19 protein-coding genes are annotated in these 20709 nt (G+C 72.3%); 10 read left to right on the forward strand and 9 right to left on the reverse strand.

Going from position 1 to position 20709, the window contains the following annotated elements; genetic code table 11:
* Positions 1-49: 49 nt before the first annotated feature.
* The 3 genes from GA0070620_RS08965 (at position 50) to GA0070620_RS08975 (ending at position 3234) form a co-directional block, all read left to right on the forward strand.
* Positions 50-1954, forward strand: a complete 1905-nt coding sequence (locus GA0070620_RS08965; protein WP_091598384.1) for a DUF2075 domain-containing protein — start codon at positions 50-52, stop codon at positions 1952-1954.
* A gap of 68 nt (positions 1955-2022) precedes the next feature.
* On the forward strand, positions 2023-2577 hold the full coding sequence (locus GA0070620_RS08970) for a Uma2 family endonuclease (protein WP_231922302.1): 555 nt from the start codon (positions 2023-2025) through the stop codon (positions 2575-2577).
* A gap of 78 nt (positions 2578-2655) precedes the next feature.
* Positions 2656-3234: a DUF488 domain-containing protein gene (locus tag GA0070620_RS08975; protein WP_091589428.1), complete on the forward strand. Its 579-nt coding sequence runs from the start codon at positions 2656-2658 to the stop codon at positions 3232-3234.
* On the opposite strand, the gene GA0070620_RS08980 is transcribed toward GA0070620_RS08975, so the two are convergent.
* Entirely contained in the window at positions 3219-3839 is a 621-nt protein-coding gene (locus GA0070620_RS08980; protein ID WP_091589429.1) for an ArsR/SmtB family transcription factor, read from the reverse strand. The genes GA0070620_RS08975 and GA0070620_RS08980 overlap by 16 nt on opposite strands.
* Positions 3840-3903: 64 nt before the next feature.
* Here GA0070620_RS08980 and GA0070620_RS08985 point away from each other — a divergent pair, with 64 nt between their 5' ends.
* From GA0070620_RS08985 to GA0070620_RS08995, 3 genes are all read left to right on the forward strand, one after another.
* A complete protein-coding gene (locus tag GA0070620_RS08985; RefSeq protein ID WP_091589430.1) occupies positions 3904-4491 on the forward strand; it encodes a dienelactone hydrolase family protein in 588 nt (195 codons plus the stop codon).
* 223 nt (positions 4492-4714) lie between these two features.
* Positions 4715-5551 carry an aldo/keto reductase gene (locus GA0070620_RS08990; RefSeq protein ID WP_091589431.1) on the forward strand — a complete coding sequence of 279 codons (837 nt, stop codon included), beginning with the start codon at positions 4715-4717 and terminating at the stop codon, positions 5549-5551.
* 75 nt (positions 5552-5626) lie between these two features.
* Positions 5627-7018 carry a hypothetical protein gene (locus GA0070620_RS08995; protein ID WP_091589432.1) on the forward strand — a complete coding sequence of 464 codons (1392 nt, stop codon included), beginning with the start codon at positions 5627-5629 and terminating at the stop codon, positions 7016-7018.
* Between the two features lie 102 nt (positions 7019-7120).
* Here GA0070620_RS08995 and GA0070620_RS09000 read toward each other — a convergent pair whose 3' ends face one another.
* On the reverse strand, positions 7121-7918 hold the full coding sequence (locus GA0070620_RS09000; RefSeq protein WP_091589433.1) for an alpha/beta fold hydrolase: 798 nt from the start codon (positions 7916-7918) through the stop codon (positions 7121-7123).
* 337 nt (positions 7919-8255) lie between these two features.
* Here GA0070620_RS09000 and GA0070620_RS09005 point away from each other — a divergent pair, with 337 nt between their 5' ends.
* Positions 8256-8957, forward strand: coding sequence for a helix-turn-helix domain-containing protein (locus GA0070620_RS09005; RefSeq protein WP_231922303.1), 702 nt, complete (start codon positions 8256-8258; stop codon positions 8955-8957).
* Between the two features lie 40 nt (positions 8958-8997).
* Here the strand turns inward: GA0070620_RS09005 and GA0070620_RS09010 are convergent, their stop codons facing one another.
* Positions 8998-9336, reverse strand: coding sequence for a TIGR04076 family protein (locus tag GA0070620_RS09010; protein WP_231922304.1), 339 nt, complete (start codon positions 9334-9336; stop codon positions 8998-9000).
* 229 nt (positions 9337-9565) lie between these two features.
* Here GA0070620_RS09010 and GA0070620_RS09015 point away from each other — a divergent pair, with 229 nt between their 5' ends.
* The 3 genes from GA0070620_RS09015 (at position 9566) to GA0070620_RS32615 (ending at position 13086) form a co-directional block, all read left to right on the forward strand.
* Positions 9566-11458 carry a sigma-70 family RNA polymerase sigma factor gene (locus GA0070620_RS09015; RefSeq protein ID WP_091589434.1) on the forward strand — a complete coding sequence of 631 codons (1893 nt, stop codon included), beginning with the start codon at positions 9566-9568 and terminating at the stop codon, positions 11456-11458.
* A gap of 24 nt (positions 11459-11482) precedes the next feature.
* The gene (locus tag GA0070620_RS09020; protein ID WP_091589435.1) at positions 11483-12130 is read left to right on the forward strand and encodes a DUF305 domain-containing protein; all 648 of its coding nucleotides are present in this window, start codon (positions 11483-11485) and stop codon (positions 12128-12130) included.
* Between the two features lie 482 nt (positions 12131-12612).
* On the forward strand, positions 12613-13086 hold the full coding sequence (locus tag GA0070620_RS32615; protein WP_157741572.1) for a hypothetical protein: 474 nt from the start codon (positions 12613-12615) through the stop codon (positions 13084-13086).
* 5 nt (positions 13087-13091) lie between these two features.
* Here the strand turns inward: GA0070620_RS32615 and GA0070620_RS09030 are convergent, their stop codons facing one another.
* The 6 genes from GA0070620_RS09030 to GA0070620_RS09055 form a co-directional block, all read right to left on the reverse strand.
* Positions 13092-14141 carry an ABC transporter ATP-binding protein gene (locus GA0070620_RS09030; RefSeq protein ID WP_091589437.1) on the reverse strand — a complete coding sequence of 350 codons (1050 nt, stop codon included), beginning with the start codon at positions 14139-14141 and terminating at the stop codon, positions 13092-13094.
* 11 nt (positions 14142-14152) lie between these two features.
* A complete protein-coding gene (locus GA0070620_RS09035; RefSeq protein WP_091589438.1) occupies positions 14153-15295 on the reverse strand; it encodes an ABC transporter ATP-binding protein in 1143 nt (380 codons plus the stop codon).
* A complete protein-coding gene (locus GA0070620_RS09040) occupies positions 15292-16269 on the reverse strand; it encodes an ABC transporter permease (protein WP_091598396.1) in 978 nt (325 codons plus the stop codon). The genes GA0070620_RS09035 and GA0070620_RS09040 overlap by 4 nt, the downstream gene beginning before the upstream one ends.
* A gap of 127 nt (positions 16270-16396) precedes the next feature.
* Positions 16397-18136 (reverse strand): ABC transporter substrate-binding protein, encoded by a 1740-nt coding sequence (locus GA0070620_RS09045; RefSeq protein WP_197677572.1) that lies wholly within the window; start codon positions 18134-18136, stop codon positions 16397-16399.
* Between the two features lie 79 nt (positions 18137-18215).
* The gene (locus GA0070620_RS09050) at positions 18216-19229 is read right to left on the reverse strand and encodes an ABC transporter permease (protein WP_091598399.1); all 1014 of its coding nucleotides are present in this window, start codon (positions 19227-19229) and stop codon (positions 18216-18218) included.
* 866 nt (positions 19230-20095) lie between these two features.
* Positions 20096-20533 carry a DUF3592 domain-containing protein gene (locus GA0070620_RS09055; protein WP_091589440.1) on the reverse strand — a complete coding sequence of 146 codons (438 nt, stop codon included), beginning with the start codon at positions 20531-20533 and terminating at the stop codon, positions 20096-20098.
* Between the last annotated feature and the right edge of the window lie 176 nt (positions 20534-20709).

Here is a 20709-nt window from a genome sequence, read left to right on the forward strand (position 1 = left end):
GACACGCCCCCCATGCGCACGATCACTTCGTGCTGCCCGGGGGCAAGTGTTGTCAGCGTTCCGCACCTCCGTCGAGGGTCTCCTCCGTCTGGCCGGCGCCGGCGTGTTGGCGGACCGGATCGCGGAGCAGATCGGCCGCAACGTGAGCCCTGCCGAGCGCCGGGCCTGGTCGCGGAGCCTGGAGGTGCTGGGGCAGGACCTCGCCGACGCGGGTCTCGGCCAGGTCGAGATGCTGATCGAGTACCAGCTGCCGCTCACCAGCAAGCGGGTCGACGTGGTGCTGGCCGGCGTCCACCCGAGAAGCGCGGACGACTCCTACGTGGTCGTGGAGTTGAAGCAGTGGTCGTACGCCGAGTCGTACGAGGGCTCCGATCGTCTGGTGGCGGTGGAGCACGCGCGCGGCGCTCGGCTGCACCCCGGCGTCCAGGTCGAGCTCTACTGCGAATACCTGACCGACTTCCTCGGCATCCTCGCCGGACAGCGGAACCCGGTGCGTGGTGCGGCGTACCTGCACAACGCGGTCGACCGTGACATCAGCGACCTGTTCGACCGACCGCCCACCGAGCAGAGCCGGATCTTCACCAAACAGCGACGCGGTCAGTTCCTCGACTACCTGCGCACCCACCTCGCGCCGACGTCCGGCGCCGCCGCTGCGGACCGCTTCCTCACCAGCTCCGTCCGCCCCAGCCGCCACCTGCTCGCGTACGCGGCGCAGGAGCTGAAGGAAAGGTCGCACTTCACGCTGCTGGACGAGCAGCGCGTGGCGTACGAGCTGGTGCTCCACGCCGTGGAGCGAGCCCGGTCTGCGGACCGCAAGTCGGTGGTCGTCGTGTCGGGTGGACCGGGCAGCGGCAAGAGCGTGATCGCGCTGTCGGTGCTCGGCGAGCTGGCCCGCCAGCAGCGCTCCGTCATGCACGCCACCGGTTCACGGTCGTTCACGCAGACGCTTCGCCGATACGCCGGCAAGGGCTCCACCCGGTTGAAGAACCTGTTCGGCTACTTCAACAGCTTCATGTCGGCCGAGCGCAACGGCCTGGACGTGCTGATCTGCGACGAGGCGCACCGCATCCGGGAAACGTCGGTCAACCGGTTCACGCCGAAGGCCAAGCGGGACAAGGCCCAGTCCCAGCTCGAGGAACTGATCGCCGCCGCGCGGGTGCCGGTCTTCCTACTGGACGAGCACCAGGTGGTGAAGCCCGGCGAGCTGGGCAACGTCGAGGTCATCTCGTCGTACGCGAAGCAGCTCGCACTCGATGTCGAGGTGGTGTCGCTGCACGACCAGTTCCGGTGCGGCGGCAGCGAGGCGTACGAGCAATGGGTTGTCGATCTGCTCGGCCTCGGTGGCGGCGAGCCGATGGTCTGGACCGGCGACGGCAGGATCGACCTGCGCCTCGCGGACTCCCCCGAGGAGGTGGAGGCGTTCCTCGCCGGCAAGCAGGCGACCGGGGTGACGGCCCGGATGTCGGCCGGGTACTGCTGGCCATGGAGTGACCCGCGCCCGGACGACACGCTGGTGCCGGACGTGCGGGTCGGCGGTTGGTCGCGCCCCTGGAACGTCAAGAGCGAACGCAGTGTCGGCGAGGCGCCGGGCAGCGCGTTCTGGGCCACCGACCCCAACGGCTTCGGCCAGGTGGGCTGTGTCTACACGGCCCAGGGCTTCGAGTACGACTGGTCGGGCGTCATCATCGGCCCCGACCTGGTCGCCCGTGACGGCCGGCTGGTGACCCGACGCGAGGAGTCGAAGGACCCGGCGTTCCGCAGCCGCAAGTCGGTCAGCGACGAGGAAGCCGACCTGTTGATCCGCAACACCTACAAGGTGCTGCTGACCCGTGGCATGCAGGGCACAATCGTCTACTCGACCGACCCGGAGACCCGGGAGTACCTCGCCTCGCTGGTCAAGGTGATCCGACCGGTCGAGACGGTCTACGAGCCCGCCGCATCGAGTGACCTCTGATCGTCAGCGTCCGCCAACACGGCTGTGGCACGAGCGGTGGCGAGGTGCTGGACAGGTACGATGCCGGCATGAGCTCAGAGGCGGTCGGCAGATACATGCCTCCGGTCGTGACGCTCGACGACCTCACCGCGATGATGGCCGCGGACGAGCATCACCGGTACGAGATCAGCCCTGAGGGAGTCCTCTCGATCATGCCGCCGCCGGGATACGCCCATGCGATCATCGCGACCCGGCTCATGGTGTGGCTGGCCCAGGGCGGCACCCCGGCGGACCGGATCGCCCAAGCTGTCGGGCTACGCATCCCGGGCCGTAACGGGGGCGTCGGCGGACGAATCCCTGACCTGGTTGTCTGGAGCAAGCCCCAGTCCGATGGTGTCTGGCTACCGGTCGAGGATGTCCTACTCGTCGTCGAGATCATCTCCCCCGGCTCCGAGGGCGTGGACACGGTGACCAAGCGCAGCGAGTACGCCGCCGCCGGCATCCCGCAGTACTGGATGATCGAGCAGGATCAGGCGCAGACCGTCACCATGCACCACCTGGACGGCGGCCAGTACGTCGTCCGGGCCACCATGCCGCTCGCCTGGGTCCTCAACACGAGGGCGGCGGAGCACGACCTCGGCTGATACGGATCGGAGTCCGCCTGGGCTCCGCGCTCGGGGAACGGCGTGCGGTTCGTACGTCGGTGCGGTTGTCTGGATCTCATGGCAGAGGCGCTGCTGACCGTCGGCCACGGCACCGCGAGCCAGGCCGAGTTCACCGCCCTGCTCGGTGCTGCGGGGGTGACCCGGCTGGTCGACGTGCGTCGCTATCCGGGCAGCCGTGCTCATCCGCACGTCGGCCGGGATGCGCTCGCCGAGTGGCTGCCGACGATCGGCGTGGACTACCGGTGGGAGCCGCGGCTGGGTGGGCGGCGGCGCGTGCCGGCGGATTCGCCGGACCGGTGGTGGCGGGTGGCGGCGTTCCGCGGCTACGCCGCCCACATGCGTACGCCGGAGTTCGTCGCGGCCGTCGACGACCTGCTGGCCGGCGCCGTCCTCGCCGCACCGTCCGCGGCCAGCGCGGCGCCGTCCGCCGCCGGGTCGCGGGAGTCGCGAATGGTGATTCTGTGCAGTGAGAGCCTGTGGTGGCGGTGTCACCGGCGGTTGGTGGCCGACTTCGTGGTCGGCGTTCGCGGCGTCGAGGTGTGCCACCTCGACCATCGCGGCAAGCTCACGGCCCACGAGATGGCCGCCGGTGCCCGGCTGACGCCCGAGGGGACCCTGGTCTACGACCGGGACTGAGCGTCACCCACACCAGGACCAGCCTCGGAGACGGCGGAAGGCTCGGGGAGCGTGGGGGCGTCGGTCGGGTAGAGGCCGGCGACGAAGCCGTACACCTGGTCACCGGCGCGGGGGATCTGCGCGAACCTGCGGGCGAGGGCCTGGACCTCGGCCCAGAAGGCGCGGACGTCCTCGCGCGGGATGCGGGCGTGGACGAGGGTGCAGCGCAGGTCGTCGGCGGCGTGCGCCGCGGCGGATTCGGCGGCGGCCTGGGCGAGCCCGTTGATGGCGGCGACGGTCTGCTTGTCCTCGGGGCGGTGCAGCGCGCCGACGTAGAGGGTGCGGGCGACCCGTCCGTAGTAGCGCTCCTCGATGGCCCGGACGCGGCGGGTGCGGACGACCTTGAGCAGGCCGGCGTCGACGAGGAGGTTCACGTGGTAGGCGACGCTGCTCTTGGGCCGGTCGACGGCGCGGGCCAGCTCGGTGACGGTGGCGGCGCGTTCGAGGAGCAGTTCGAGGAGGGTGTCGCGCAGCGGGTCCGCGAGGGCGCGCAGCTGCTCGGGGGCGGTGACCACGAGCATCTCGTCGAGGTCGTAGTCCGGGATCTGCTGCTCATTGACCGACATTTCTCAACCGTTCTAGAATCATGGATCATTCGATCATTGCCGTCCGAACTTCGGAGTGTATGAGATGGCCGACGTCGTCCTCTTCCACCACCTGCTGGGTCTCACCGACGGTGTGCGCGCGTTCGCCGACCAGTTACGCGCCGGCGGGCACGCCGTGCACACCCCCGACCTGTTCGACGGCGAGCGGCCGGCGAGCCTCGACGAGGGGTTCGCGCTGATGAAGCGCCTCGGCGCCGTGCTCGACGACCGCACCGACCGCGCCCTGGCCGACCTGCCCAAGGACCTTGTCTACGCGGGCTTCTCCTACGGCGCCGGCATCGCGCAGCGCCTCGCGCAGACCCGACCGGGCGCCCGGGGCGCGCTGCTCTACGAGGCCTGCCTCCCGGTCACTGGCGAGTGGGCGGTGGGGCCGTGGCCTGGCGGGCTTCCGGTGCAGGTCCACGGCATGGAGAAGGACCCGTTCTTCGGGCTGGAGGGCGACATCGACGCCGCCCGCGAGCTGGTCGACATCGCCGGGCCGGCCCGGGCCGAGCTGTTCGTCTACCCCGGCGACCAGCACCTGTTCACCGACGCCTCGCTGCCGTCGTACGACGCGGAGGCGACGGCGCTGGTGGTGGCGCGCTCCCGGGCCTTCCTCGACCGCCTGGCCTGAGCCGGAGAGCCTGCCGCCGGAGCCGGTCGGCCGCCGCCGACCGCGTCCCGCGACGGTAGCGACGAGGCCGGACCGTCCGCGTCCGGCCGAGCCGGTTCGGCTCCGGCGAGTAGGGTCCAGGGGGCGCCTGCCCAGAGGCGGGCGGCGGAGCACAGACGCGGCGCGACCGGCCCCGGGGTCACCCCGGCCGGTGGCGCGCGGGGCGACGGAGAGGCGGACCAGCATGGCGATTCCCCAGTTGACGGCGGCGGACGGCACGACGTTGCCGGCGGTCGGGCTCGGCACGTACCGGCTGAACGGGTCGGCCGGCGTCGAGGCGCTCGGTTCGGCGATCGGCGCGGGCTACCGCCTGCTCGATTCGGCCGTGAACTACGAGAACGAGGGCGCGGTGGGTCGGGCCGCGCGCGCCGCCGGGGACGTACGCGACGAGCTGATCGTCACCTCGAAGCTCCCGGGCCGGCACCACGACTACGACGCGGCGCTGACCACCATCGAGGAGAGCGTCTACCGCACCGGCCTCGACCGGATCGACCTGTACCTGATCCACTGGCCCAACCCGAAGGTCGACCGGTACGTCCAGGCGTGGCGGGCGCTGATCGAGGCCCGCGAGCGGGGTCTGGTGCGGCACATCGGCCTGTCCAACTTCCTGCCCGAGCACATCGACCGGCTGGTGGCCGAAACCGGAGTCGCGCCGGTGGTCAACCAGATCGAGGTGCACCCGTACTTCCCGCAGGAGGAGGCCCTCGCCTACCACCGGGACAACGGCATCCTCGTGCAGGGCTGGAGCCCGCTCGGCCGGGGCAACGACCTGCAGCAGCATCCGGCCATCATGGAGATCGCCGAGGCCCACGGGATCAGCCCGGCGCAGATCATCCTGGCGTGGCACGTGGCGCGCCAGGTGATCCCGCTACCGAAGGCCGCGTCCCCGCAGCGGCAGAAGGAGAACCTCGACATCTTCGACGTCGGCCTCACCGACGACGAGGTCGCGGCCATCACCGCGCTGGGCCGCCCCGACGGGCGGCTCGCGGACCAGGACCCGGCGGTGTACGAGGAGTTCTGAGCGACCCGCCTCCGTCGGCGGTGGCGTGGCGGCTCCCTGCCCCCACGCCGCCGCCCGGTCGAGGCATCATGGGGCGTGCTCGACGGACTCGACGACATCGACTGGGCGCGGCTCGGCCACGCGTACGGGGCGGCCGACGATTTGCCCGGACACCTTCGGGCGCTGCGCTCCCCCGACCCGGAGACGCGGGACGAGGCGCTGGTCGAGCTGTACACGAGGATCGTCCACCAGGGCGGACGGTTCGAGGCGAGCGCGTACGCGGTGCCGTTCCTGCTGGAGCTGCTCGCCGATTCGGGCACCCCGGATCCGTCGGCGGTGCTCTGGCTGCTGACCGGCGTGGCCGTCGGCTCCGACGAGGCCGTGCTGCCCGACGGGGTTCCGGTGGCCGCACAGCGTCGCGTCGCCGAAGGTGGGCGCGCGCTGCTCGCCGCGAAACCACCGCCGTGGTCCGGGGAAGACGAGACGCAGAAGGAGTACGTCGAGTACGCGTACGTCGACTCCCTGGACGCGGCGGACCAGGCACGACTGTGGGCGTACGTCGAATTGGCGGCGTACGACGCGGTGCGCGCCGGCGTGCCCCTGTTCCGTGCGCTGCTCGCGCACCCCGACGCGGGGGTGCGTACCGGGGCGGCGTACGCCCTGGCGTGGTTTCCGGAGGAGGCCGAGGGCAGCGTGCCGGCGCTGGCCGGCGCGCTCGACGCGGCGTCGTCGCCCGCCGTCGACGCGGCGGTGACGCCCGCCGAGGTGGCCACCCTGCTGGTGGCGTCGGGGCTGCTCGGCGCCGCGCCCGACCCGCGGTGGCTGGCAGACCCGCGCCCGATCGTCCGGTGCGCCGCCGCGATCGGCCGCGCCCGGGTCCTGGGCCCGCAGTCCGACCCGGCGACCGTCGACGAGCTGATGAGGTGGGCGGCGACCCCGGCGAGTCAGGGCGCCCGGGCTGTGCCGGGCGACGCCGAGCCGGCGGGCGCGAGCGTGCCTACCCGGCCGGGTGACGCCGACCCGGAGGACCGGAGCGCCCTGACCGGGCCGGGCGACGCGGACGCGGCGATGCCGGGCGGCACCGGCCCGGCCCTGCCGGACGAGCCGGCCGACGGCGAGTGGGTGCCGTTCCTGGGTGGGGACCTCGCCGGCTACGCGGGCCTGGCGCTGCGGCAGCTCGGGCCCCGGCACGCCGCGCGCGGCCTGGGCGCGCTGCTCGATCGGCTCCCGACGGTCAGCGGCGACCAGTCGTTGACCGTGCTCGGTGCGACGCTGCGCCTCGCGTTCCCGGACGGGCCGGTGCCGGCGGGCACACCCGTGTCGGCGTTGACGCCCGAGCAGCGCCGGCTGGCCGAGGTGCTGGGCCGGTCGACCGCGCCGTGGCTGATCGACGGGCAGGAGTTCGGCAACGTCGCGATGCTCCTGCACGAACACGGCCTACCGGACGACCGCGCGGCGATGCGCGCCTACCTGACCGGCGACGCCTGACGACCGCCGGACGCCGAACAGGCTGAGGGCGGCTCGGCGCCGGACCGCGGCACGACGCCTCGACGTCGACCCGGCCGGGGACGCTGGCGACGAGCAGCGCCGTCAGTTTCGGGCCAGGATTCCGGCGACCTCGGCCGGCCAAGCCAGGTGCGGGAAGTGGCCGCCGCCGGGCAGCACGGTGATCCGCACGTCGGGCAGCGCCGACTCCAGCCAACTCCGGTACGCCGGCTTGGGCTCCGTCCCGGTCACGTAGTCGTAGCCGATGCAGCGGTCGCGGATCGCGGCGAGGTCCCGCGTCCGCAGCTCGGTGAGGTGGTCGGCGGGGAACGCCAGGACCTCGTTCCAGTAGCCGAGCAGCAGGTCCTGCCGGGGCGTGGTCCGGGTGCGGACCAGCTCCTGGGCTGCCGGGAGCAGCTGGTCGATGCCCATGCCGGCGGTCATCTGGTCCCACACCTGCCGCCAGTCGCCGCTGCGCAGGACCGGTTCGGCGCGGCGCAGCACCTCGCGGAAGCCGCCGACCAGCAGCGGCTGGTCGAGGTTGACCACGCGGCGCGCCGGGTGGCGGGCGGCGTAGATCGTGGCGATCACTGCGCCCAGCGAGTGGCCGACGATCACGGGCGCGTCGAGCCCTTCGGCCGTGACGGCGTCGTGGACGACGTCGGCGACCGCCACGGTGTCGTACGAGTCGCGTCCCGGCGAGTCGCCGTGGCCGGGCAGGTCCAGACGGAGCACCCGCCGGTCGGGGTCGAGCACGGCGAGTTCGGCGAGCACCGGGTCCCACTGCCGCCGGTCGTACGTGAGGCCGTGCAGCAGGACCAGCGGTGCCCGCTCGTCGTCGCGGCCGTGGCTGTCGGCGGCGAGCCCACCCGGCTGTCGCGCGGCGTCGTCCCCTTCGCTCATCCGCTCGTTCCTCCGGTTCGGGACAGCGCGGCGACCGGCGCCGCCCACACATTGATCAAGGAGCGATTCGAGCCTATCCGGGGGGCGGAGACGCGGCTCCCGATCCGGCCGGGCCCGTAGTGGGGCGTAGGTGATCGGCAGATCATCTCCGACCTGCCCGCCGGGCTGGGGTGACGGCGCGGAGGATTGGCGGGGCGGCCTGCGTCCGCCTCGTCAGCGGCCGGCGCGGTGGGTGTCCGACGGCGCCGGCCGCTCCGCCGCCCTCGGCACGTTCGATACGATCGAACACCGTCTGGTCCGGCTGCGTCAGCCCCTTCCGCCACCCCAGGAGGACAGTGTGCGTACCTCGGCACGCCCGGCCCGGCCGGTCGACCCCCAGCCGAGCCTCGTCGGCGCGCGGATGCGGCAGTTCCGCACCGAACGCGGCCTGACGCTGCGTGGCCTCGCCGCCCGCGCGGGCCTGTCCATCGGCTTCCTCTCGCAGGTCGAGCGGGGCGTGTCGTCGATCGGCCTGACCGCGCTCAACAGCGTCGCCGCCGCCCTGGACCGGCCGGTCGCCGAGTTCTTCGAGAGCAGCCCCGCCCCGACGCCGGCCGACGCGGCACCGGCGCAGGCCGGCGCGGCGCCCGCGGAGGCCGGCCCGACACCGACGCGGGTCGCCGCCGCGGCGCCCGAGGTGACGGCCGCCGCGCCGCGTCCGCCGCACTTCACGCTGACCCGGGCCGAGAGCGGCGCGACCGAGTACGTGTCGGGTCAGCAGACCTACCGAATGCTCTCCGACCGGGGCGCCAACCTGGTGCTGGAGCCGATGCTCGTGCACATCGCACCGGGTGGCCGCCGCGAGGAGGCGTACGGGCACGAGGGCGAGGAGTTCGCCTACGTGGTGCGCGGCGAGTTGCTCTACGAGGTAGACGGGGAGGAGCACCGCCTGTACCCGGGCGACAGCGTGCACCTGCGCTCGTCGGTGCCGCACCGGCTCTACAACGACACCGACGAGGTGACCACGGTCGTCTCGGTGGTCACGCCCCGACTGTTCTGACGCGGCCGGCACCGTCTGGGCACAGGCCGGCGGCGCGAGGTCAGGTGAGGTCGGCGGAGTTCATGCGCCGCCGGCAGGTGCGCTCGACCCGCATCACCAGCCGCTCCTCCGGGTCGGGGCAGGCGAACAGGGTGTCCTGCGCCAACCAGTCGCCGGGCGGCACGTCCCGCTGCTTCGCCGCCAGGAAGGGCAGCACCGACGCCAGGGCGTACACGCAGAAGTGCTGGTCGGCCGGCAGCTTCAGGTGGGCGCTGTCGGTGAGGTCGAAGTGGTCACCGACCGCCATGCCGCACACCGAGCGGCCCTCGATGCGGTCGACGGTGACCCGCAGGTCGTAGATCTCCATGTCCCCGTCGTCCGGGGTCACGTCCTCGCCCACGCCGTACCCTCCCTCGCAGCGACCCGTCCACTGCTGGTGTTCTATCAGGCTGAACAGGAGTGAACAAGAGCGGCGGTCGCGTTCACCCGGACCCGGTTCACATCGACGTCACCGGCCGGCCCGAGAATTTCCGTAATCCGCCCCGCCGCCACAGGTCTCCGAACACGTGGCGGCCGGGCGCGACCCGACTCGGGCGCCCCGCGGACGAAGCACGAAGGAGTGAGCCCCCATGTCGTCAACCGGACGGGCCCTGGCCGACACCGGGCTGGTCGTCGCGGCCCGGCAGGGCGACCAGCACGCCCTCAACGAGGTCGTCGCCGCCTCACTCCCGCTCGTCTACAACATCGTCGGACGGGCGTTGCGCGGGCACGCCGACGTCGACGACGTCGTCCAGGAGACGCTGGTGCGGGTGATCCGGCACCTGCCCGCCCTCAACGACCCCGCCGCGTTCCGGTCCTGGCTGGTGGCGATCACCATCCGCCAGGTGCGCGACTGGGAACAACGCCGGCGGGTCGCCCTGCACCGCGACGCGGGGCTGGAGACGATCCACAACGTACCGGACCCGGCGGCCGACTTCGCCGCGGTGACCATCCTGCGGCTGGGCCTCACCGACCAGCGACGGGAGGTCGCCGAGGCGACCCGCTGGCTCGACCCGGACGACCAGGAACTGCTCTCCCTTTGGTGGCTGGAGGAGACCGGCGCGCTGACCCGCAACGAGGTCGCCGACGCGCTCGGCCTCTCCCCCGGTCACGTCGCGGTGCGGGTTCACCGGATGAAGGAGCAGATCCAGAGCGCCCGCGCCGTCGTACGGGCCCTGCGTGCCCGTCCCGGCTGCCCCGAGCTGAACAGCGTGGCGGCCGGGTGGAACGGCGTACCCAGCGCGCTCTGGCGCAAGCGGCTGGCCCGGCACGTCCGCGACTGCGCCACCTGCGCGCGCGCCGGCAGCAGCCTGCTGCCGATCGACCGGCTGCTCGCCGGTCTGCCGATGCTGCCGCTGCCGGCCAGCCTCAGCGCCCAGTTCCCGAGCGCGGCCGTGCCCCCGGCCGCCTCGGACGCCGTCGGGTATCACCCCCCGGACCCGACGGCCGGGCACACCGCCGGGACGACCCCGCCCGGCGGTGTGCCCACCACCACCGACGGTGGCGTCGGTCTGGTCGACCTGGTGGTCAACGGGCCCCGGGGCCTGCTCACCTCGATCGGCGCCGGCGTCGCCGCCGTGGTCCTGGCCGTGACCACCACCGTCGTGGTGACCCGGCCCGACGAGCCGCCGGCGCCCCCGGTGGCCGCCCTGGCGCCCACCGCGACCGCCACCCCCGGAGCGCCGTCGAGCGCGCCGCCGAGCGTCCGACCGACGGTACGGGCCCTGGCCGCCCCACCGGCCGTCAGCTCGCCCCGCAAGGGCGTCGGCGTGTGGGACTTCACCGGGGCCAGCCAGGCGTTGGCGAACTCCAAGGCCGGCTGGTACTACACCTGGGGCACCCAGCACCGGGGGATCACCACTCCACGCGGGGTGACGTTCGTGCCGATGATCCGCAGCGCGGAGAACGTCACCGACGCCGACCTCGCCCGGGCCAAGGCGAACGGGCCGTACCTGCTCACGTTCAACGAGCCGGACATCCCCGAGCAGGCGAACATGACTCCGCAGCAGGCGCTGGACCTGTGGCCGAAGCTGCAGGCCACCGGCAGCAAGCTGGGCAGCCCGGCGGTGGCCTGGGGCGGCGCGGACCCGGGCCGCTGGCTCGACCAGTTCATGTCCGGCGCCGAAGCCCGCGGCTACCGGGTCGACTTCATCACCCTGCACTGGTTCGGCGCCGAGTTCGCCACCCAGGCGGCGGTGCGCCAACTCAAGCAGTACATCCAGGCCGTCTACGAGCGGTACCGCAAGCCGATCTGGCTGACCGAGTTCGCGCTGATGCGCTTCCACGGCGACGGGCCGCAGTTTCCCAGCCAGGAGCAGCAGGCCGCGTTCCTCACCGCCGCGACCACCATGCTGGGTCAGCTGCCCTACGTGCAGCGCTACGCCTGGTTCGGCCTGCCCGCCACCGACAAGGACCGGTCCGGGTTGTTCCGCACCGGCACCGACGCGACCCCGGTCGGGCGTGCCTTCCAGGCCGCGCGCTGAGCAGGCCGACCGATGGACGAAGTCATGAGCCGTACCACCCGCCGTGCCCGGGCCTGGCGGATCGTCGGCGCCGTCACGAGCCTGGCCGTCACGGCGCTGGCGGTCGGTCTCACCCAGCTCCGGAGCCGACCCGACGAGCCGGCGGCGGCGCCCGCGCCCGCCGTCACGCCGTCGGCAGTCGGGGCGTCGCCGGTGGTGCTCAACGCCACCGACAACGCCTTCATCCAGCTGCTGATCCCGATGAACGAGGGCGCGCTCGCCCTGTTCGACTACCTCGACACCCGGCCGGCGGAGACCGACCCGCCGCTGCGCGCCGCCGTCGAGCGGATCCGCGCCGCGCACCGCAGCGAGGTGCGCGAGCTGCGGGCGCTGCTGGCGGCCGCCCATATGCCGGAGGAGAACATCCACGAGGGACACCAGATGCCCGGCATGGTGACCGACGCCCGCCTGACCGAGCTGCGGGCGGCCCCGGCGGTCGAGCTGCGGTCCGGCACGGTGGCGCTGATCCGCGCTCACCTGGAGCAGACCGTGGTGCTGTGCCGGGGCGAGCAGGCCAACGGCGCCAGCCCGGAGTTGAAGGCGGTCGTCGCCCGGATGCAGGAGGCCCGCACGGCCGAACTCGACGAGCTCGCACGCCTGCCGGATCCGGTGGCCGCCGGTGCGGGAGGCTGACGTCCCGCGGTTTTCTGTAACCCGCGCGCCGCCGCGAAGTCTCTTGATCGGGAGGGCGTCGTCCCGTCCCGCAGCAACGCAGGCCGAGGCGAGCGGAGGTGGCACCATGCCGGCCGGAGGACCCGCCGATGCGGATGACTGATCCGCACACCACCGGCCGCCGCACGAGCGGCGCCCGGTCCGCCGACCGGCCCGACCATCTCGACCGGGGTGGCTTTCCGGTCCGGGGCGGCGGCGCCCGGCATCGCTCGGACGTCCCCGGTCAACCCCCGGCGCCCCGCACCCGGCAAGCCGCGACGGCCCCGAGTGGTCCCGCCCGGTCGCCGGCGCCGACCGGTCCGGCCCGGTCACCGCTGCCGGTCAACCCCACGACCCGAGGGGCCAAGCCAGCCGATCTCACTCCACTCGCCCCAAGCCCCGGCTGGCGTGGCGGTCACCGTCGGCCCGCCGGCCGGTCCGCGATCGCCGCGGCGATCCTGACGATGACCGCCGGCTGGCTGGTCGCTATCCTCGCCGCGCCGCACATCACCCTCTCCCCGGCATGGCGTACGGCGGCGCTCTTCTGCCACCTCACCTGCCTGGTGGTGGGGTTCGGGGCGGTGTTGACCGTGGACTGGTTCAGCCTGCGCTGGCTGCTGCGCCGCGAACCATTGGGCACGGTGCTGACCACCGCGCGCGGCTCCCACCTGCTCATCTGGTCGGGGCTGGTGGGGCTGGTGGTCAGCGGCGCCGCGCTGGGACCGGACACGTCGTCCGGCCTGGTGTGGGTCAAGCTGCTGGCGGTGCTGACGGTCGGGATCAACGGGCTGTTCCTCGGCCGGGTGAGCGACCGCCTCGCCGCCCACGAGGGCCGGCCACCCTGGGCGGCCCTGCTGCCCGGGGTGGCCAGCGCCACCGTCTCCCAACTGGGGTGGTGGACGGCCACCCTGGTCGGGTTCTGGAACTCGCAGACCTGATCCCGTCAGGCCGCTGGCGCCGCGCTCGGCTGGGCCGCCTCGGCGAAGTGGCAGGCTGCCGCCTGCCCGCCGCCCAGGTCGACCAGGGCAGGGGCGGTGGTGGCGCAGATGTCCTCGGCCTTCCAGCAGCGGCTCCGGAAGCGGCATCCCGCCGCCGTGTCCGTCGAGCTGGGCACGTCACCGGTCAGCCGGATCCGGGCCTTGGGCTGCGCGCCGCGCACCACGCCCAGGTCGGGGACGGCGGAGAGCAGCGCCTGGGTGTAGGGGTGCGCGGGCGTGTCGTAGAGCGGGTCACGGTCGGCGATCTCGGCCACCCGGCCGAGGTACATCACCGCGACCCGGTCGCAGAAGTGCCGAACGACGCCGAGGTCGTGGGCAATGAAGACGAACGCGATGTTGAACTCCTTGCGCAGGTCCTCCAGGAGGTTCATGACCTGCGCCTGAATCGACACGTCCAGGGCGCTGACCGGCTCGTCGGCGACGATCACCTTCGGTTGCACGGCGAGCGCCCGCGCGATGCCGATGCGCTGGCGCTGACCGCCGGAGAACTCGTGCGGGTAGCGGTTGTAGTGCTCGGGGTTGAGGCCCACGACCTCCAGCAGCTCGCGTACCCGGTCCAGCTCCCGGCCCTTCGGCACGATGCCGTGCACCCGCAGCGGACGGCCGATGATCGTGCCGACGGTGTGGCGGGGGTTCAGCGACGAGTACGGGTCCTGGAAGATCAGCTGGAGGTCGCGCCGGTACGGGCGCAGGTCCTTCTCCTTGAGGTGGGTGATGTCGGTGCCCTGGTAGAGGACCTGCCCACCGGTCGGCTCCAGCAGCCGGGTGATGAGGCGTCCGGTGGTGGACTTGCCGCAGCCGGACTCGCCGACCAGGCCGAGGGTCTCGCCCGCGCGCAGCTGCAGCGACACCCCGTCCACCGCCCGGATCCGCAGGCCCTCGCGGCCGAACCAGCCCTCGCCCCGGGCCGTGAAGTGCATCTGGAGGTCCCGCAGCTCCAGCAGCGGCACGTCGCTTCGCGCCGTCCGGGTCGCGGTGTCGGCGGTGGTCGTCATCTCGGGTTCCTTCACGGCAGGCGGGGCAGGATCTCGGTCGCGAAGACCTGCGCCGGGTCGGACAGGTGGCAGCGGGAGGACCGGGCGGCGTCCGCCTCGCGGGGACGCAGGTCGGGCAGGTCGGCGGAGCACGCGCCGCCGGGCACGCGGCCGGCGAACTCGCAGCGGGGGTGGAACGAGCAGCCGGTCGGCAGCGCGAGCAGGCTCGGCGGCGTGCCGGGGATCGGATGCAGCCGGGTCGGTGCGCCGGAGACGGCCGGGATGCTCTCCAGCAGACCCCAGGTGTACGGGTGCAGCGGGCGGCCGAGGATCTCGTCGACCGATCCGTGCTCGACGGCGCGTCCGCCGTACATCACCAGGACGTCGTCGGCGATCTCGGCGACCACGCCGAGGTCGTGGGTGATAAACAGCACCGCCGACCCGAAGTCCTGCTGGAGGTCCATGATGAGATCGAGGATCTGGGCCTGGACGGTGACGTCGAGCGCGGTGGTGGGCTCGTCGGCGATGAGCAGCTTGGGGTCGTTCACCAGGGCCATCGCGATCATGGCGCGCTGGCGCATGCCGCCGGAGAACTGGTGCGGGTAGTCGTCGAGCCGGCGGCGCGGGTCGGGGATGCCGACCCGGCCGAGCAGGTCGACGGCGCGGTCCCGGGCCGCCCGCCGGGACACCCGGTGGTGCGCCCGGTACGCCTCGGCGATCTGGTCGCCGACGGTGAAGTACGGGTGCAGCGAGGACTGCGGGTCCTGGAAGATCATCGCGGCGGTGGCGCCGCGGTGCCGGCGCAGGTCGGCGGAGGCCATGCCGACGATCTCCTGCCCGCCGAGCCGGATCGAACCGGTCATCCGGGTGCCGCGCGGGTCGTGCAGGCCCATGATGGCCATGCTGGACACGCTCTTGCCGGAGCCGGACTCGCCGACGACGGCCAGGGTGCGGCCCAGCGGCAGGGAGTAGCTGAGGCCCTGGACCGCGCGGACCGGCCCGTCGGTGGTCGGGAAGGTGACGGTAAGGTCGCGCACCTCCAGGTACGGCGCCTCGGCGGCGCGGTCGTCGCCGCCGCGGCGGCGGGTGCGGGCCACGGTCTCCGGCTGCCGCCCGCCAGGTGTGGACGGGCCAACCGCCGGCTCGTGGTCTGGGGTCGCCAGCAGTTCGGTCATGCCAGCCTCACTCGCGGGTCGAGGATCGTGTAGAGGATGTCGACGAGCAGGTTCATCGCGACCAGCACCACCGAGCCGATCAGGACGCCGCCCATGAGCACCGGCAGGTCGTACTGGTTGAAGGCCCGCAGGGTCAGCACGCCGAGACCGGGCAGGCCGAAGATGGCCTCGGTGAAGATGGCGCCGGTCAGCTGGAACGCGAGGTCGAGTCCGAAGATCGTGGCGACCGGGGTGATCGCGGCGCGCAGGCCGTGGTGGTAGACGACGCGCCGCTCGCTGATCCCCTTCGCGCGCGCGGTGCGGATGTAGTCCTCACCGAGCGTTTCGATCATGGAGGCCCGGGCGTAGCGGGTGTAGGAGGCAGCGTTGGTCAGGCCCAGCGTCAGCCAGGCGGCGAGCAGTCCGCTGGCCCAGGTCAGCGGGTTCTCCAGCAGCGGGTGGTAGCCGGCGTGCGGCAGGAACGTCGCGTAGAGGGCGACGAGCAGCGCCACCACGAAGTACGGCACGGCGTTGATGCCCAGCGAGGTGCCGACCATGATCCGGTCCAGGGAGGTGCCGCGTCTTCGGGCCGCCACCACTCCGGCGAGGATGCCGGCGAGCAGGTAGACGACCGCCCCGCCGAGCACGATCGAGACGGTGATTGGCAGGGCCTGCCCGATCAGCTTCGTGACCGGCTGGCCGAGGGTGTACGAGTAGCCGAGGCAGGGGGCGTCGCAGTCGATGGTGAGCCCGCCCGAGTGGTACGTCCGACCGACCACGATGCCCTTGAGGTACTCGCCGACCTGCTGCGCCACCGGCTCGTCGAGGTTGAGGCTGGCGCTGATGTCGGCGTAGCGCTCCGGGGTGCAGCGCTGGCCGCAGATCGTTCCGGCCGGGTCGGTGGGGGCGACGAAGAACAGCCCGAAGCTCGCGACCAGCGTCACGATGATGACGGAGATCGCGCTGACGACCCGTCGCAGGATGTAGAAGAGCACCGCCAAGGCTCCTGGTGGCAGCGGGCCGGGGCCGGGGCCCACAGCCGGAACGGGGAGAGAGGGTGGACGCCGGCCGGCACAGTGCCGGAGGTCCGGCCGGCGTCCACGATGGGGTGAGGCGAGGAGATCAGTTCTTCAGGAACATGTTCAGGTAGAACGGCTCACCCGCGGAGGCGTCGCCCTCGGCGCCACCGATGTTGGTGCCGACCACGAAGGCGAGCTTGCCGTAGTAGCGCGGCAGGGCGATGTACTGGCCGAGGATCTCCTTGTCCAGCTCACCCCACTTGGCGGCGGCCTGCTCGGCCGGGAGCTTGCCGATCTCGTCGATCTTGGCGTCCAGCGCCTTGTCGCTGAGCATGCCCCAGCTGGTGCCGTCGGTGATGCTGTGCGACTGGAAGAGCACCGGGAACCAGCTGCCGCCGCTGGGCCAGTCGGAGCACCAGCCCTGCGGGGCCTGGCCCATGTTGACCGGAGCGTCGTAGTCGGCGATCTTGGAGCGCAGCTCGGCGGTGGTGACACCGATCGGCTTCACGGTGAAGCCGGCCGCCTTGAACGCGTCGACGCGGATCTGGTTGGTCTGCTGCGGAACCGGCTTGGTGTTGTCGTAGTACCAGCTGAGCTCGAAGCCGGCCTTGCCGGCGGCCTCCAGCATCGCCTTCGCGCCGGCCGGGTCGCCCTGGCCCTTGCCGGAGAGGTCGGGCAGCGGGTCGTACTTGGTGTAGCCCGGCACGCTCGGCGGCAGGATGGTGCTGGCCGGCTCGGAGTTGTAGCTGTTCAGACCGCCGGCCTTGTTGATCTGGTCGTACGGGTACGCCTTGGCGATCGCCTTGCGCACCTCCAGCGGGATCTTGCGGGTGTCCAGCTGCACCGAGTAGGTGCAGGGCTGCTCCCCCTGGATCAGCTGGGCCTTCTTGTCCCCGTTCAGCTGCGGGATCAGCGAGGCGTCGACGGCGCCGTAGTTGAGCGCGTTGGCGTCCTCGCCGGCGCTGTTGAGGACCTGCTGCTGGGTCTTCGGGTCCTCACCGCCCCACTTGAAGTCGAAGCCGTCCGGGTACTGGTGGCGCACCGCGTCGGTGTTCGGGTCCCAGTGCGGGTTCTTCTTCAGCTTCAGCTCGGTGCCGGGGGTGTAGGTGTCGAACTGGTACGGCCCGGTGGCGAGCGGGTTGTTCTTGTAGTTCTCCTTCGTGTCCTTGGCCTTCGGGATCGGCGTGAACGCCGGGAAGGTCAGGTAGAAGGGCAGGTCCGGGTACGGCGTGACCAGGTGGATGACCAGTGTGCTGGGGTCCGGGGTTTCCACGCCGGCGAAGGCGTCGCCGCTGACGTAGGGGCCCTTGTACTTGTCGCCGTCCTTGAAGGTGGTCAGCTGGTACGTCGGGCCGTTGGCGAAGACGTCGTGGGCGAACGAGCGCTTGATCGCGTACGCCAGGTCCTCGACCTTGACCTCGCTGCCGTCGGCGTACTTGATGCCCGGCTGCATCTTGAACGTCCAGGTCAGCTTGTCCGCCGAGACGGTGCCCAGGTCGGTCAGGTCGGGCACCAGCACCGGCTTGCCGTTGCGGATCGCGAACTGGGTCGGGCTGCGGAAGATCAGCTTCTCGATCGCCATCGCGTCGGCGTAGTAGGTATCGGTCGGGTCGAACGTGTTCGGGGTGACCTGGGAGTAGACCGTGATGACGCCGCCCTTCTTGGCGCCGGGCACCTCGGCCGCCGGGCCCTTGGCGGTCGGGTCGAGCGCGCTCTGCTGGGTCTCGATGCCCTTGGCGTCACCCCCGCCGCTGCTGCCGTTGTTCGCCGAGGGGCTGCCGCAGGCCGTTACCGCCAGACTGGCGGCCAGCGCGACGGCAAGACCAACCTTCACTTGCCTCACAGACGTACTCCTGTCTTTCTTCCGGTCTGCGGACCCCCGACGTGCGGGGTCCGCGGTTCTCCTCCAGCCCAGGGCGTCCTCATCGACGGGTCCGGGGGTCGAAGGCATCGCGTACGGCGTCGCCGAGCAGGCTCAGGGCGAGCACCAGGATCGTGATGCCGAGTACGGGCAGCCACAGGTAGAGCGGGTCGGCCCGGTAGTAGGTGGTGGCGGCGGAGATGGTCAGCCCCCACGACGGGGTGGGCTCGATCAGCCCGGCGCCGAGCACGGTCAGGCCGGCCTCGGCGACCACGTAACCCGGCAGCGCCAGGGAGACCGAGACGACGATCGGTGCCACCAGGTTCGGCAGTAGCTCCTTGAACAGCACCTGTCGGGTGGGGATGCCGAGCACTCGGGCGGCGGCGACGAACTCGCGCTCCCGCAGCGACAGCACCTGTCCCCGGACCAGGCGGGCCAGGCTGGCCCAGCCGAAGAACGACAGCACGCAGATCAGCGACACGAAGCGAATGCCCGCCACCTGGTCGGCCGACGCGCCGCCGGCCCCGCCGAAGATCGCCACCAGCACGGCGGAGCTGGCGATCGCGAACAGCAGGTACGGGAGGCTGAGCACCAGGTCGATGAGCCAGGACAGCGTGCGGTCCACCCATCCGCCGGAGAACCCGGCGATCAGGCCCACCACCACCCCGACGACCGTGGTGATCGCGGTGACGGCGCCCGCGACGATGAGCGAGGGCCGGGCTCCGTAGACCCAGCGGGCGAACAGGTCGCGGCCCAGCCGTGGCTCCACGCCGAACCAGTGCTCACCGGTCGGACCGATGGTCGGGAAGCCGAACTCGTCGATGAGGTTCTGGTGCAGGTCGGTGGGGTTCTGGCCCTCGAGGCGGGCGAGCAGCGGCGCGAAGACGGCGATCAGCAGGTACACCGCGCAGATGACCGCGCAGACCATCGCGACCCGGTCCCGGCGCAGCCGGGCCAGGGCGATCCGGGTCGGCGACTTGCTGACCGTCCGGACCGGGGCACCGCTCGACCCCGCCCCGCTCCCGGGCACACCCTCCGGCTCGCCGGCACGGGTTGCCGGGGGCTCCACGACCATCGGCTCCACGCGGGAGGACCTCCTCACCCAACGGACACACGTCGCCGTTTCCGGACGGGTTTCCGTCGGGCCGGCGGCTCTAGGGCGGGAACGTTAATAGCGAATGATTTCTTCGTGAGTCAGCTTCGTTACAGGCTCATTTCGCGCACTGCGGACTCGCCCCACTTGCTTCTCGCGACCGTTCTTCGCCCGGCGTAACGCGTCGCCAGACTCCGCCTACCGTTCACCCAGAGTTAGCCGAACCGTGACCGAGCCCGCCGAGGCCGCCCCGGAGACGATCTATGTTTTGCGAGGTGGCAAGGGATTCATGAGGCGAACCGCGACGACACCGCGTCAACCGCTGGCCGACCGCACCCGGCCGGCAGGTGACCGTCGGTAAGTTCGCCAATCGCTCCGACTCCCACCGGGCCACCATTTCGCGCACCGCATTCAATGACGTTCCACAATTGCGCGACCACCCCGGATCGGCGCGTCGGCCACTCGCCTCCGCCCCGGGATTCCGCCAATTCTCAAGGCGCAATTCGACCGCCTTTTCAGGCCGGATCAGGTCGCACTCGCTCCCGGAGCAGCGGAGCGGCCGCTCGGTGCCCGGACGGCGCCTCGCACGGGCGCCGAGCGCTCGCGGCGCCCGACACGACGCTCGCCGCGCAGTCGGAAGGAGGCAGGGAATTCGGCGCACCGGATTGACGGCCGCGGTTGCCGTCCCGCCCCGTGCGGACCCTCCCCTACCGGGTACGCGCCGACGACCCGATGCCCGGTGCGGCGATCGAGATGATGGCGTTCGGATTGTTTGGTAAGGCAACCATTTTCCGCGAGGTACGAGTGCGCGGAAAACGCTCCGCCGCGCCCCCGCGGAGGTCGTTCGATCAGGCCCGGGCGCGCCGCTGGCGTACGAGCAGCACGGCCGCCGCACCGACCAGGGCCAGCCCCCCGGCCGCGCTCGCCGCACCGACCCAGACCGGGGTGGCCACGACGGCCTGGTCGCCCGTGACCCGCAGCGCCACCGCCCGTCCCGGCACCGCGCCCGCGCGGTCGAGCTCGACGCTGCCGGTGTGCGCGCCGTCGGCGGCCCGCCAGGTGACGGTGCAGGTGTGCACGGTCCGGCCGCTCGACGACGTGGTGCGCTCCACCCGCGCCGTGCAGGTCTGCACGGTGCCGGTGGCCCGGTCCCAGCTCTGGCTCGCCAGCAGCCAGCCGCCGACGGTGAGGAAGACCAGGCCGATCAGCCCCAGCAGGATCAGCCCGGCGCGACGCAGCGCCCGGACCTTCCGGGCGACCGTCGGCGGGAGGCTGTCCTGAGTCATACCGGCACCGTACGGATCGCGGCGCGGGCCCGGACCAACCGTCCGGCCGGTCGGGGCCCCCGATCGTCGCCGGGCCGGCACCGCGCGCCGCCCCGATCCCGCCGGTCGCCCGCCGCCGACCACTGTCGGGAGTGGACCCCACGCGACTAGGCTGTGCCGATCGCACGGCAGCCCCG

Origin of the sequence: Micromonospora krabiensis, from assembly GCF_900091425.1 — a bacterium.
Lineage (GTDB): Bacteria > Actinomycetota > Actinomycetes > Mycobacteriales > Micromonosporaceae > Micromonospora > Micromonospora krabiensis.